Consider the following 12,416-nt stretch of genomic DNA (forward strand, 5'->3'; position numbering starts at 1 on the left):
TTCAGTTTAGTTACTTTTCCAATTTAGAGCCAAAAAAGAAAATACCCAATCAAAGGTGGCTCCATCCAATTGGAAAATATTTACAATTAGACTTGTGCGACGACGACATTTTGATTATTAAGGAATGGCCCTTCCTTCAATCTTACGTACCCAGATATACGCTGGTTTCCACAATGCAGCCCTTAAATAACGGCTAATTTGTAACGTTTTTCGCTTACTTTTTGTTTCAATTTGTGCAAGAACATGCAGGCAATAAACAATCAGTGCGATAAATACTTGATTTTGAATGGCCCAGCGTGATTTATACATCTCTGAAATTTCTTCGGCACTCAAATCAAAACGATTCGTGATTAAATGGAGTACATTTCCTTTTGAATCCATTACTTTTAGAAGGCGAAAGTAATTTTCAGCCCGGTTTTGAGTTGTACCAATCAAGACCATTTGATCCGATAAAACGGATGAATTCTCGGGTAGTTTAAAATCATAAACCTCCCGTACCACTGCATTTTTTCGTAGCCTTGAAAGAAAAAAGTAACCATCGTCTGTCATGCGATCAAAGCGTTCATAGTCTAGATAGCCACGATCAAACACATACATGCATTCCTTGTCATCAAACATGATTTCAAGTTGAGCACGATCATGTTCGTTTGCCGTTGTTATGACAGCTTTTTCGGGATAGGAGACACCTTTTTCCATAAATACTGGACGTAAATGCAACTTCACACCCGCCTTTGTTTTACGGAACTTTGCCCACCTATGGTTGGTTAAATTAAGTGGCAATGTGCTTGAATCAATGATTTTTAACGGCATGACTAGTTTTGTACAGTCTGTTTTAGCGTGTATTTGTCCAACTAAATCAAGGAAAAGCATTTGAAATAGATCTGGATTCAGGCCATTTAATCGCCGTGATAGCTGAGAAATACTAATAGAATCAAGGTTTACTGCCTTTTGAAGTTGATCATCGAATAGATAATCGCCCAACGCATGAAGACTTTCAACTTCCTCAAGTTGTGCAAAAAGTAATAGTTTAAGAAATGACTCTGTCGTTAACTTTTTCGTATAGAAATCTAATTTCATTGTTTTCACATTTTCTTCAAACAATTGAAGATTTATTGGTGAAAACCATTGTCCAAATGAAGTTTTTCGTGTAATCTTGTCCATGAGTTTTGTCCTTTATTAGTGGATTTGGACGGGTTACCACCTAACTATTTCCATTATAAAGGACTTTTTCTTTTCCTAAAATAAAATTAGTGAAGATTATGAGTCTTTTTAATATTGAAATTTAATTAATGCAACACTAGTGGTAAATAATAATAAACAAATTTTCCACTACAGCCTTTATCAAAATTACTAATTTTGTATACCCTTTGGTGGAAGTCAAATTTGCCGTTAATGTAGTGATAAATTTGACCAATATTCCCATCACCAGGAATTAATATTGCTTCACCGTCAAATGAATAACTATTTATTTTTTCAACAGTCTCAGATCTAACAAAGAAAGGGTATTTACCATTTTCAATCTTATCCTTGGTATCTTTATTACCTGTAGTAATTTCAGTTATATTTCCTAGCTGAAATTCTTTCCATTTCTCTTCAAATCCCTTTAATCTATACTCGCCTGTTAACAACATTTGCATTAATCCTTTTTTTTGCTCTTTTTTGCGTTCTATTAGCTTTTCTTTTAGTTCTATCGCCTTGTCCCATGTTAAAAGGATTTCTGAAATTTTTTTCTGTTCTTTAACATTTTGAGGTATAACAATTTCTAGTTCACCAAATTCTTTTTGCCCTAACGTTTTATTTCGTCCTGCTCCACCGGGGGATGCCAAATTTAATAAGTATGTATGAGTAAAATGTTTGTGGGAGAAGAAAAAACCTCCTCATCCAAGTAATGGAAATTTCCGTTACTTGGATGAGGAGGCCACCAAGCGAAAGCGCGGTAGGGTTTAAGCAAAATACATGAAAAAAGGGTCTCTCCTTGGTAGAATCATAGTCGACGAAAACCCGATTCAAAGGAGAAACCCTATGCAAAAGAATAACACAGAATATCCAACTTTAAAAGAACTTGAACAGCTAGTCTGGAGGAAGTTACAGGAAACCTTCTCAAGTGTGATGACCTCCATGTTAGAGGCATATGACGAAGAAATTGTGAAACAACGTGATAAGCAACGCTTTCATTATAAAGATAAGCGGCCTCTAAAAATAGACAGTTTATTTGGTGAGATTGAGTTGAAGCGCTCCTACTATCGCGATCGTGAAACAGGCAAATATGTCTATCTCCTTGACCAATACCTACAATTCGAGGGGATCAAAGGGTTTAGCCCACTTGTAGAAGAAGCGGCGATTGAGCTCGCTGTGACAAGTCCTTCCTACCGAAAGGCATCGAACACGCTTGAGACCCTTCTTGGTTATCGCGTTATCAGTCACGAAGCGATTCGCCAACATCTGCTAGAGGTAGAAGCCATGCAGAAAGAGCGTCAACCGTTGACATTACCCGTATTGTTTATCGAAGTGGATGGACTCTACCTAAAGCGACAAGAGAAACGAATCAAAGGGAAGGAAGAGAAGATCGCAGCGGTTCATCAAGGCTGGGAGATTAACGGAAAAAGGGTGAGTTTAAAAGAAAAGCGACATTATGTTCATCGAGGGAAAGAACCGTTTTGGGAGGGGCTTGAGACTTTTCTCATGGAGACGTTTGACTACGACCCTGCGGTGCATCGACTGGTCATTAATGGGGATGGAGCCACCTGGATTACCAGTTGTCGAGATTATTTTCAAGGGCGAGCCTTCTTTACGATTGATCGTTTCCATGTAGCACGTGATATTAGAAGATTGTTCAAAGGTCATCGGCGTTATCGGGCTATGCAGAAAGCCTTCGCAAAGTACGATGGAGAAACCCTCATGATAGAGCTAAACAGTGCAGTGGGAACCTTGAGACAGAAGCGAAAGAAGAGCGTTTAGAGGCGCTGATTCATCAGCTTGAGCAATACCCTGAAGCATTGGGAGATTATAGAGAATGGCTGAAAGATCAAGGAATTGATCCGACAGGGTTCCGTCCAATGGGAAGTGCCGAGGGAACGATGAGTGTCTTTGCGAAGCGTCTAAAAAATGGACGAAGTTGGGTTGAAAAAGGTGCTAGTGCCATGATGACAGCGATGGTTGCGTTGATGGATAAAATTCCGCTCAAAACACTGATTGGTCGCGTTGAAAAATGGACAGAACCAAAAGAAGAACGTCCTCCAAAGTATTTTGTGGAGAAGGTAGAAAGTACAATTGGCGAAGCGACACGTAACAACGTCATGTATCTCAAACAAAGAGCGAATATTCCAGTGTATCGAGCACTGAAAGACTTGAAAGGTTTTTAAAAACAGTAAGATTCACAACGAGGAGAACCCTAAAATCCTGAATTCGCTTACACATATGAGGATGGAATATTCCTCCCACAAAAGGTTGACACAATCAATAAGTATTTTCCTCTAGGAGACTTAAATAAATATGTGATATAATCCAAATCCAAAATATTTTTCTTTGGTCTATACATTGGAAATCTGTGTGATGCAATAAACCCTAACTCACTCTTTGTAGTCTTTGCGACAGCCATCTCCCATGCAAAGACAATATTAACTATAAAACAATCTGGTTCAAGCCAAAATACAGCTTTATTCCCTAACTCTTCTCCACTAACAGATTCTTTATAAAATATCCCTTTTCCATGAGATCGTATCCCGATTTGTTTGTATTCTTCGTTAGGTTGAACATCAACTGGTTTTCTAACTCTTGTTAAAATATCCTTTATCTTACTAACTTCCCAATCTTCAGGAAATATACCATACTTAGTTTTCTTATAACCGACAGGTACTTCTGATTTAATAATCTCGACAGACTCTTGTTGTATCACCTATATCACCTACAATCCTAACTCTTTCAAATATTTTTCCATCAGTGCTTCCACTTCTTGAAGCTCTTGCTTAATATTTGAAATTTCTTCCTTGACAACATCCATCTCAACCAATTTTTCTTCTTCAAACGTATCAACGTAGCGAGGGATATTCAAGTTATAGTCGTTCTCTTTTATCTCATCAAGCGTTGCAACATAGGAGTATTTATCAATCGTTTCAGGCTTATCATACGTTTCGATAATTTTTTCACCTAAAAACACAAGATGTAATTGCTCAAGCCTTGATTGATGCAATGAATAAGTACAAACCAGAAAACGGACGGGAGCAGTAAAATGCACTCGTCTTTTTTTATTAAATTATATTGAAAAAGTGTCTATAGTGTTAGGTACAACACATTTTAGACACCTTCATGTTATTTTCACTTATTTTTAGATTTTGAATGGATTTTTCAAACAATTGGGGAAATCAGTGCGGTTTTTGGGAATGAGGATAGGGCTTACTCCGATACTAGCAAGATCCTGAAGGTATTTTCGATAGGTAGGTGGAGACATATGTTTCTTCGGAGTATCTATACTTCCTTTGGAGATTTGAACGAGGAATGCACGAAGATCATTCTTTTTCTTTTTTGAGAAATGACTATTTTCAATGATTTTTTCCGCCTCAGTGATCTTATAATAATCACCTTGGTGAACTATTGGTAGAACATGCTTTTCCATGTACTCTTTCCATAAATGATACAAAAAGTAGCTCCTTAATTCCTTTGGTCTACCTTTTCCTTTATCTTTTCTTTTCATGCTATTGAGGTGGCTATTTTTCAATCTTAGTTCGTATCTGACCCGCCCCTTATCATACGGTTGGATTTCTTCTCCTTTTGCAATCCTTTCTTCCTCTTTATCATAGATCACCAACTCCACACTCTTCGATTTGTGATATTGTGATGTTTCATATTTGAAAGGATTATCATTTTCATCCTTGCCCCATTTGATTTTTTCTTTGTATCCGTACTTAGCTGTGTATTTTTCCAATAGAAAAAATAGCAGCTCTCTGTCTTTTGAATTCGGTACATAAAAGTCCAGTTTGTAGTCGATTCTCTTGAGTGTATGAGAGTCAAAATACAAGGAATGCCCAAAGTGGTGTATTAGGAATTTACGAATATCGGATTCTACCAAATCGTAATCTTCCTCTAAAATCTCTCCTTTGTCCAACATTTTAACAATATCTATTTTCACATGTAGATTCCATTCTCCACTTGCTTGACAACTAATCCATGTAACTGCATAGGCATCGAAATTCTTTTTTATTTCTTTGTTAAGCTGTTTAACAGCAGCTCCAAAGTGTTCGTACTTGTTGAGGTTAATACCGTACATGGAAAAGAGATGTTGAATATCATAATAGGCTACAAGCATCATCATTTCAAATGTGTGAATCAATTAAACCATCTCCTTTTTTCTAGGTCTTGGGAGTAAATAAACCCTTTATTATCAAGGGTTCTCTTACCATTGTTTTTCCCGTCCCTAACTAATTTATATGACTTCCAAACACATTGCTTAAAACCAATGTGATCAAGAAGTAAAGCATACTACTGTAGTTGTAAAATAATTATTCATCAATGTTCTCATAAAATCGTTCAACAACATTACAGGAGGTACATAAAAGTAACGGTTCAGTAGTTCTACGTTGTTCCAATAACTCACAATTATATGATTACAAGAAAAAACCGTAAGAGCTATATTCTTACGGTTTCGTTTATTGGTATCTATTTGCCTGCAATTATCATTTGGTTGTTTATTACAATCTTTTACTCTATTCGTCCCTTTGCTTATTCTTTTTTGCAATTTCCTTCATCTTTTCAATCATTTGTTGACTATGTTGACGATATTGCTCCATTATCGGTCGGGCTTTTCTTATATCCTCAGAGGTTTTCAAATCAAAACCGAGAATGTCTTCAACTGACAAAACTTGTCCCTCTTCACTTTCATCGACTTCGAATAATGGTAGCTGTAGCCTCCGCCAGAAATCTGATTTCCTACCCTCATCATTTAAAATTATTTTTATTTTAAATGACTCAAAATCAGAAGTGGTTGATACACAGTCCCCTTGTCCCTTTTCAAGAGCATCCTCAATGCTTTGCTTTAGCCGTAATAAAGCTGTTCTACTCGATACAATCAGAACGTCATCGTGTGGATGTCTTTGCGGGTAAATATGTAATAAAGGAATCGTTTGGTCATTTACTTTGTCCATCCCGTATCACTTCCTATTTTCTAATTCATTAATATATTAAACTCTTCAAAATTAGTACCTTCGAGGTAAAACAGATCTATATAAGAGATGGGTTCCTCATAATTCTTAGAATCTCGTTCAAACCCTACCCGCTTTCCGAATTCGTTATTTCTGGATGAATATTCATGTTGTATTGAGTCTATTAATTGAAAGAACCGCATATCAGGATTTGATTCCCATACTTCTTGAAGCAAATCCATAACCCTTTTTATTCTCTCTGAATCTCTTTTCTTACCATTCATTACGGCAATTCCCCCTCTTAGTCTAGAACTCTATATATTTACTATGTTTAGGATTTCAATCTTCATTTGCTAGTTCTTCCTTTTCCAATTCCGTAAGTGCCTCTATTGCCACCAATAAATGTTTGTTCTGAGGCTTTGAAGTAAAAAAAATGTATTGTGTAACTTTTCCAATTACTACTATTAAGTCCCAAATTACTTTTGGTTCTTTCTTCCATAGTTCGAATCCAATCGCCCACCCAACTAGATATATCCAAATCGTTTCATTAAATAGCATAAATAATATAGAGAAGCAGATGAGATAGGATATAACCAGATTGGTTCCACAAGATGAATGAGTCCTTGGTTGATGTCTTACGTTTTCTAACGTTAAATTTAGATTTTTCTCATAAGCCGAAAATGCCTTATGTTCCGCCGCATGATACGCCCCAATTGGGCTAATTTTTATGATAAGACCAGCAATAACTAATAGACCCAGTAACATCTCTAAGCCGTTAAGGGGTATGGTATATAAAAAAAGGGAATTTGATCTTTCGATGAAAAAAAACTCCATCAATAACGAGACGATTACCACAACTAAAAACCGCCTCCAGTATTCAGCTATTAGATCAATTACCATTGAAAAAGAGCGAACAAAGGGTATCTTTGAAAGAATAATAGTTATTTTCTTGTTCTCCCTTTTCAGCCTCACCGCTGTCGTTATCTTTCTATTTTGGAATCGGGACATTGATTGGTATCTCTCTCCAGTAAATGCCACAGAATTATAACCAGCTCTTCCTCCGTAAATCTCCACTTTTCTTTTTCCCTTCAATTCCTCACCCCTTAGATAGTTATTCTTTTCTTTAATCATCAATCTCTACATCCCAATCAGTAAAATCATTTTCCAATAATTCTCTAATAGATTTATTCGCTCTTATCAACTTTTTGATTTTTTCTATCTATATGCTGCAATATCTCATTCGCCCTCTCATACTGTTCTTTAGTAGTAATAAAATTATCGTCAGGTATCAACCACTCAGCGTTATCAGATTGATAGTCACCTTTAAAGCGTCCTTTCTCACACATGTTCGTAATTTGTTTCATGCTCAATCCTAACTTTAAAGCTACTTCCTTAACGGTATATAACTTCATAACAACATTCCTCTCTAATCCTATTGTTATTACCATTTCCTATAATCAATGGGAGCATAAAAAAACTCGTCCCCCTTGTTAGAGTACGAGTTTTAATTGCAATATAGGTTTATCATTCGTTAGTGAAAATTCATATAGTTTCTTCATATCATTCAATCTTCCTTGATTAAGGTTGATAGTAATCTTATAAAAAGTATATCTTAACACCAGTCTGTAATCAACAAGACTTCGACACCAATAGTTTTTAAACCCTCGAACCTAAGAATTTTGATTTATGAAATCATACTAATTATGATAGATATATAATCTTATATTTCATTGTAAGGAAGTGAAATCAAAGTAATACAATACAAAACTCGAAAATACACCCACGCACTTTTAACCTCAGATGTACCCCTATCATTCTTTCAAAATACAACAGGAGGAAACATAATGACAATCGAAAGAATCTTCAACATTCAATCTACAATTACCCCCATTTCCAAATTACAATTCACTTTGCATGACAGAATTGAGGTAGCAGATGCTCCTTTCAGCTCTTCTATTGAGAAGGGAGATGAAGTAGCATGACAACATTGCTCCAAGATACAGAATTACAACAACAACTCTCCATTAACCTCACAATCCCTATCCCTTCCGACTCAGTAATCATTTCCAAAGTAGAATTGCAGGAACTAAAACAACAACAGTTAAAAGGCGTTTATTGGACAATGAAAGACTTGGAAGTGCGAATTAATCGTAAACATGAATGGATTAAAGACAATATCCTCTATCCCCCAAAATTCAAAAATATCCTCGATGTTGAACAAGGCGGTTTCGTATTTTACCCACAATCAAAAGGACAAACTTGGTCATTCCATGCCTTAAAAATGGCAGAGTTTTTGGACAAGAACTTCCAACAAATCTTCTCACAAAAAAGATAGAACAACCTAATCATTAGGCCTATACAAAAATCAAAACTGGATTTATGATAAGGGTACGCCATGATGACCACCAGGCTACCCTTATCTAATTACAATTACAACTAGATAAGGAGACAGCAATTATGGCATCTATAAGAAAACGTGTTGGAATAAAAAGAACAAGTTATGAATTTACAGTTAGCCATACGGTTAATGGCGAATCAAAACCTATAAAAAAAGGTGGATTTCGTACAAAATCTGAGGCAAAGGCTGCAGCGGCTGAACTGGAAGCACAATTAGCAAAAGGCTTGAATCCTGTTACAAAAAAGATTTCATTCGTTGAATATTTTGATGAATGGATTGGGCTGTACAAAAAAGATAAAGTCAGTACAACTACACTGAAACACTACGAATACTCTTTAAATGCAGTAAGAGAGTATTTTTCAGGGACTCCTATTCAGAATATCAATGGACAAGAATATCAAAAATTTTTGAATTGGTTCGGTTCAAATAAAGCAAAAGAAACAGTCGCAAAAGTACATGGACATATAAAATCATGTGTGAAGGATGCTATAGAAGACCAGCTCATCCAAATTGATTTTACACGAAAAGCAAAACCACATTGGACTGTACAAGCAAAGAAATCAATAGAAAAGCATTTGAATTATGGAGATAGCGAACAACTTTTACAGACCATTTGGAGTAAAGTTGATGAAGGATTAGGGTATTCATTACTGCTTCTAATTCTCACATCTGGACTACGTTTTGGTAAGGCAGTTGGATTAACAAGGAAAGACTTCGACTTCACCGAGAACACAATCAAAATAAATAAAACCTGGGGCTATAAGAAAAATTCACTCCCAGGTTTTGGACTAACAAAAAATGAACAGTCGAATCGCACCATCAGGTTGGACAAGATCACGATGAATCATTTTAAAGAATTGTTTAACACCACACCAACAAACATTCATGAATTAGTGTTCTACAGTCCTGAATCGAAATACAAAGTCATTAGCAACACCAATGCCAATAATTTGCTAAAGAAACTGCTATTGGAACTAAACATTGAACCAATAACTGTTCATGGATTAAGACACACACATGCAAGTGTACTTCTCTATAAAAAACTATCTATTCATTATGTCTCCGAAAGATTGGGTCATAGCGACATTGAAACAACCTTAAAAGAGTACACTCATGTAATCACAGAATTACGTCTGCAAGAAGAGCAAGATACAGTCCAAATATTTGAGAGTATGGCTGTGTAAAATGTGTGTAAAAATATGCGTAAAAAATGAGTAAAATGATTTAAAAACATATCGTTTTCAATCGAATACTAGAACAAAAGAAAAAAGCTCATAAACCCAATTATATCAAGGTTTACGAGCTTATCAATTACTATCAATCGTAACTAATATTAATCTAAAGATACCGGTGGCCGGGGTCGAACCGGCACTCCAGAGGAACACGATTTTGAGTCGTGCGCGTCTGCCAATTCCGCCACACCGGCATGGAATTAATATATAAAGATTAGTTTTTAAAAAATGTAAGGATGCCGAGGACCGGAATCGAACCGGTACGGTAGTCACCTACCGCAGGATTTTAAGTCCTGTGCGTCTGCCAGTTCCGCCACCCCGGCATATGAAATAATGGTGGACTTTTTTGGAGGCGGCAACCGGATTTGAACCGGTGGTGAAGGTTTTGCAGACCTCTGCCTTACCACTTGGCTATGCCGCCGCTGGAGCGGAAGACGGGATTCGAACCCGCGACCCCCACCTTGGCAAGGTGGTGTTCTACCACTGAACTACTTCCGCGAAAATGGCTGGGCTAGCTGGATTCGAACCAACGCATGACGGAGTCAAAGTCCGTTGCCTTACCGCTTGGCTATAGCCCATTGAGTTAGCATCTTGTATCCCTTCCTCGAGTCTGCTACATGAATCAGCATCGCAAGAGGATATTTTGGGATATTTCAGAAGGAAATATCACGAAATATCGTCGACATTACTAAATATAATGAAGACTATATATATCTTTTTAAGATTTTATGGGGCGACTGATGGGAATCGAACCCACGAATGTCGGAACCACAATCCGATGCGTTAACCACTTCGCCACAACCGCCATAGAAATAAAAAAGTTGGCAGGGGCAGTAGGAATCGAACCCACACTGGAGGTTTTGGAGACCTCTGTTCTACCGTTAAACTATGCCCCTATATAGTTATATGTGATAAAAATAAAATGGTGGAGGGGGGCAGATTCGAACTGCCGAACCCGAAGGAGCGGATTTACAGTCCGCCGCGTTTAGCCACTTCGCTACCCCTCCATATACTACTGGTGCCGGCGATAGGAGTCGAACCCACGACCTACTGATTACAAGTCAGTTGCTCTACCAACTGAGCTACACCGGCAAATAAAACGACATAAAAAATGGTGGCTCGGGACGGAATCGAACCGCCGACACATGGATTTTCAGTCCATTGCTCTACCGACTGAGCTACCGAGCCTTAATTAAAATTAAAATGGCGGTCCCGACCGGGATCGAACCGGCGATCTCCTGCGTGACAGGCAGGCATGTTAACCGCTACACCACGGGACCAAAGTTTTTCAACTTCACTTTAAAATAACAATTATTATTTGGTTGCGGGGACAGGATTTGAACCTGCGACCTTCGGGTTATGAGCCCGACGAGCTACCGAACTGCTCCACCCCGCGATAATAGAAAATATTTATTTTTATTCCTTCACCTTAGTTAAGGACTGTCCCAATCTCAGAAAGCTAATTCAAGAAGCAGCTCGATTGGTACAACTCGCAGTTCATTCATGAAGTAACGCTCGTTGCTCCACCCCGCGATAATAGAAAATATTTATTTTTATTCCTTCACCTTAGTTAAGGACTGTCCCAATCTCAGAAAGCTAATTCAAGAAGCAGCTCGATTGGTACAACTCGCAGTTCATTCATGAAGTAACGCTCGTTGCTCCACCCCGCGATAATAAAAATGGTGGAGGATGACGGGATCGAACCGCCGACCCCCTGCTTGTAAGGCAGGTGCTCTCCCAGCTGAGCTAATCCTCCATATTATGTATGTTATAAAGAAATTGGTGACCCGTACGGGATTCGAACCCGTGTTACCGCCGTGAAAGGGCGGTGTCTTAACCGCTTGACCAACGGGCCAAAACAAGCAAAAGCTTATTTATATATAGTAAACGTAGTGGCGGAGAGCAAGGGATTCGAACCCTTGAGACGGGTTACCGCCTACACGATTTCCAATCGTGCTCCTTCGACCACTCGGACAGCTCTCCAAATGGAATGGCTCCACAGGTAGGACTCGAACCTACGACCGATCGGTTAACAGCCGATAGCTCTACCACTGAGCTACTGTGGAACAATAAAAGCCTAGCAACGTCCTACTCTCACAGGGGGAGTCCCCCAACTACCATCGGCGCTGAAGAGCTTAACTTCCGTGTTCGGTATGGGAACGGGTGTGACCTCTTCGCCAAAATCACTAGACATTTTTTAAGGACAAACTTTATTATACTATCTATTCTTAATTTTTCAAGTAGAAAATTAAAATTTAGCAGTATTTGTTCGCACCTTCAAAACTAGATAACAGAGAACAATTTACATTCATTTTTTTGAATCTAGCTCCAGAAGCCACATCCTACAGATGTAAACGGACTTCTTCCGCTTTTTATGTCCAGCTACAGCGTCTAGAAATTCGTGTGCTTCACCTCCTCCTACAGAAGCAAAAAGCGCTTCTTTGTCGGAGCCTCCAGCTCACTCATTTCTGAACGAGACGCTTTCGCATTTCGTTTTGGTTAAGTCCTCGATCTATTAGTATCAGTCAGCTCCACACGTCACCGCGCTTCCACCTCTGACCTATCAACCTCGTCATCTTCGAGGGATCTTACTAGCTTGCGCTATGGGAAATCTCATCTTGAGGGGGGCTTCATGCTTAGATGCTTTCAGCA

Annotated in this window: 11 protein-coding genes, 16 tRNA genes, 2 rRNA genes and 2 pseudogenes; 4 read left to right on the top strand and 27 right to left on the bottom strand. The window is 38.2% G+C overall.

The features are described 5' to 3' along the window. Positions 1-117 precede the first annotated feature (117 nt). Together F7888_RS13230 and F7888_RS13235 are read right to left on the bottom strand one after the other, a co-directional pair. Positions 118-1,161 (bottom strand): IS4 family transposase, encoded by a 1,044-nt coding sequence (locus F7888_RS13230; protein ID WP_191780209.1) that lies wholly within the window; start codon positions 1,159-1,161, stop codon positions 118-120. A gap of 125 nt (positions 1,162-1,286) precedes the next feature. Next, entirely contained in the window at positions 1,287-1,826 is a 540-nt protein-coding gene (locus F7888_RS13235) for a restriction endonuclease subunit S (RefSeq protein ID WP_191780211.1), read from the bottom strand. A 196-nt stretch (positions 1,827-2,022) separates the two neighbouring features. Here F7888_RS13235 and F7888_RS13240 point away from each other — a divergent pair. Next, positions 2,023-3,362: pseudogene (locus tag F7888_RS13240) on the top strand (ISLre2 family transposase). Positions 3,363-3,409: 47 nt separating this feature from the next. Here the strand turns inward: F7888_RS13240 and F7888_RS13245 are convergent. The 7 genes and pseudogenes from F7888_RS13245 to F7888_RS13275 form a co-directional block, all read right to left on the bottom strand. Beyond that, the gene (locus F7888_RS13245; protein ID WP_191780213.1) at positions 3,410-3,895 is read right to left on the bottom strand and encodes a hypothetical protein; all 486 of its coding nucleotides are present in this window, start codon (positions 3,893-3,895) and stop codon (positions 3,410-3,412) included. Between the two features lie 9 nt (positions 3,896-3,904). Continuing rightward, positions 3,905-4,144, bottom strand: a pseudogene (locus tag F7888_RS13250) (N-6 DNA methylase); the annotation flags it as partial. Positions 4,145-4,324: 180 nt separating this feature from the next. Continuing rightward, positions 4,325-5,326: a phage/plasmid replication domain-containing protein gene (locus F7888_RS13255; RefSeq protein ID WP_191780215.1), complete on the bottom strand. Its 1,002-nt coding sequence runs from the start codon at positions 5,324-5,326 to the stop codon at positions 4,325-4,327. Between the two features lie 373 nt (positions 5,327-5,699). Next, the gene (locus F7888_RS13260) at positions 5,700-6,137 is read right to left on the bottom strand and encodes a hypothetical protein (protein ID WP_191780217.1); all 438 of its coding nucleotides are present in this window, start codon (positions 6,135-6,137) and stop codon (positions 5,700-5,702) included. 20 nt (positions 6,138-6,157) lie between these two features. Beyond that, positions 6,158-6,418 (bottom strand): DUF1040 family protein, encoded by a 261-nt coding sequence (locus F7888_RS13265; protein WP_191780219.1) that lies wholly within the window; start codon positions 6,416-6,418, stop codon positions 6,158-6,160. Positions 6,419-6,473: 55 nt separating this feature from the next. Next, complete coding sequence (locus F7888_RS13270) at positions 6,474-7,265, bottom strand: DUF1385 domain-containing protein (RefSeq protein WP_191780221.1); 792 nt, start codon at positions 7,263-7,265, stop codon at positions 6,474-6,476. Positions 7,266-7,318: 53 nt separating this feature from the next. Then, positions 7,319-7,546: a MerR family transcriptional regulator gene (locus F7888_RS13275; protein ID WP_191780223.1), complete on the bottom strand. Its 228-nt coding sequence runs from the start codon at positions 7,544-7,546 to the stop codon at positions 7,319-7,321. 432 nt (positions 7,547-7,978) lie between these two features. Here F7888_RS13275 and F7888_RS13280 point away from each other — a divergent pair, with 432 nt between their 5' ends. The 3 genes from F7888_RS13280 to F7888_RS13290 all read left to right on the top strand — a co-directional run bounded on the left by F7888_RS13280 (position 7,979) and on the right by F7888_RS13290 (position 9,716). Next, positions 7,979-8,116, top strand: coding sequence for a hypothetical protein (locus F7888_RS13280; RefSeq protein ID WP_191780227.1), 138 nt, complete (start codon positions 7,979-7,981; stop codon positions 8,114-8,116). Beyond that, the gene (locus F7888_RS13285) at positions 8,113-8,469 is read left to right on the top strand and encodes a DUF771 domain-containing protein (protein WP_191780229.1); all 357 of its coding nucleotides are present in this window, start codon (positions 8,113-8,115) and stop codon (positions 8,467-8,469) included. Before F7888_RS13280 ends, F7888_RS13285 begins: the two co-directional genes overlap by 4 nt. 122 nt (positions 8,470-8,591) lie before the next feature. Further along, positions 8,592-9,716, top strand: a complete 1,125-nt coding sequence (locus F7888_RS13290; protein ID WP_191780231.1) for a tyrosine-type recombinase/integrase — start codon at positions 8,592-8,594, stop codon at positions 9,714-9,716. Between the two features lie 161 nt (positions 9,717-9,877). Here the strand turns inward: F7888_RS13290 and F7888_RS13295 are convergent. The 18 genes from F7888_RS13295 to F7888_RS13380 form a co-directional block, all read right to left on the bottom strand. After that, positions 9,878-9,958 (bottom strand) — tRNA-Leu (locus F7888_RS13295). Between the two features lie 43 nt (positions 9,959-10,001). Next, positions 10,002-10,087 (bottom strand) — tRNA-Leu (locus tag F7888_RS13300). 24 nt (positions 10,088-10,111) lie between these two features. Then, a tRNA-Cys gene (locus tag F7888_RS13305) sits at positions 10,112-10,185 on the bottom strand. A 2-nt stretch (positions 10,186-10,187) separates the two neighbouring features. Then, a tRNA-Gly gene (locus F7888_RS13310) sits at positions 10,188-10,262 on the bottom strand. Between the two features lie 5 nt (positions 10,263-10,267). After that, positions 10,268-10,342 (bottom strand) — tRNA-Gln (locus tag F7888_RS13315). A 151-nt stretch (positions 10,343-10,493) separates the two neighbouring features. Then, positions 10,494-10,569 (bottom strand) — tRNA-His (locus F7888_RS13320). A 17-nt stretch (positions 10,570-10,586) separates the two neighbouring features. Continuing rightward, a tRNA-Trp gene (locus F7888_RS13325) sits at positions 10,587-10,660 on the bottom strand. 27 nt (positions 10,661-10,687) lie between these two features. Continuing rightward, a tRNA-Tyr gene (locus tag F7888_RS13330) sits at positions 10,688-10,771 on the bottom strand. A gap of 9 nt (positions 10,772-10,780) precedes the next feature. After that, positions 10,781-10,856 (bottom strand) — tRNA-Thr (locus F7888_RS13335). A gap of 20 nt (positions 10,857-10,876) precedes the next feature. Next, positions 10,877-10,952 (bottom strand) — tRNA-Phe (locus F7888_RS13340). 16 nt (positions 10,953-10,968) lie between these two features. Continuing rightward, positions 10,969-11,044 (bottom strand) — tRNA-Asp (locus F7888_RS13345). A gap of 39 nt (positions 11,045-11,083) precedes the next feature. After that, positions 11,084-11,160, bottom strand: a tRNA-Met gene (locus F7888_RS13350). Positions 11,161-11,444: 284 nt separating this feature from the next. After that, positions 11,445-11,520: transfer RNA gene (locus F7888_RS13355), tRNA-Val, on the bottom strand. 24 nt (positions 11,521-11,544) lie between these two features. After that, positions 11,545-11,619, bottom strand: a tRNA-Glu gene (locus F7888_RS13360). A gap of 38 nt (positions 11,620-11,657) precedes the next feature. Continuing rightward, positions 11,658-11,747, bottom strand: a tRNA-Ser gene (locus F7888_RS13365). A gap of 8 nt (positions 11,748-11,755) precedes the next feature. Continuing rightward, positions 11,756-11,830, bottom strand: a tRNA-Asn gene (locus F7888_RS13370). Positions 11,831-11,839: 9 nt separating this feature from the next. Continuing rightward, positions 11,840-11,955: ribosomal RNA gene (gene rrf / locus F7888_RS13375) — 5S ribosomal RNA — on the bottom strand. A gap of 304 nt (positions 11,956-12,259) precedes the next feature. Further along, positions 12,260-12,416 (bottom strand): 23S ribosomal RNA (locus F7888_RS13380); the annotation flags it as partial.

This window comes from Litchfieldia stipae, from assembly GCF_014837155.1.
In the GTDB taxonomy this organism is placed as follows: Bacteria; Bacillota; Bacilli; order Bacillales; family Bacillaceae_L; genus Litchfieldia.

Excerpts from the sequence above, each read along its gene's own strand:
- F7888_RS13260 (WP_191780217.1), bottom strand. The coding sequence starts at position 6,137 with ATGGACAAAGTAAATGACCAAACGATTCCTTTATTACATATTTACCCG.
- F7888_RS13280 (WP_191780227.1), top strand. The coding sequence starts at position 7,979 with ATGACAATCGAAAGAATCTTCAACATTCAATCTACAATTACCCCCATT.
- F7888_RS13265 (WP_191780219.1), bottom strand. The coding sequence starts at position 6,418 with ATGAATGGTAAGAAAAGAGATTCAGAGAGAATAAAAAGGGTTATGGAT.
- F7888_RS13285 (WP_191780229.1), top strand. The coding sequence starts at position 8,113 with ATGACAACATTGCTCCAAGATACAGAATTACAACAACAACTCTCCATT.
- F7888_RS13270 (WP_191780221.1), bottom strand. The coding sequence starts at position 7,265 with ATGATTAAAGAAAAGAATAACTATCTAAGGGGTGAGGAATTGAAGGGA.
- F7888_RS13290 (WP_191780231.1), top strand. The coding sequence starts at position 8,592 with ATGGCATCTATAAGAAAACGTGTTGGAATAAAAAGAACAAGTTATGAA.
- F7888_RS13275 (WP_191780223.1), bottom strand. The coding sequence starts at position 7,546 with ATGAAGTTATATACCGTTAAGGAAGTAGCTTTAAAGTTAGGATTGAGC.
- F7888_RS13230 (WP_191780209.1), bottom strand. The coding sequence starts at position 1,161 with ATGGACAAGATTACACGAAAAACTTCATTTGGACAATGGTTTTCACCA.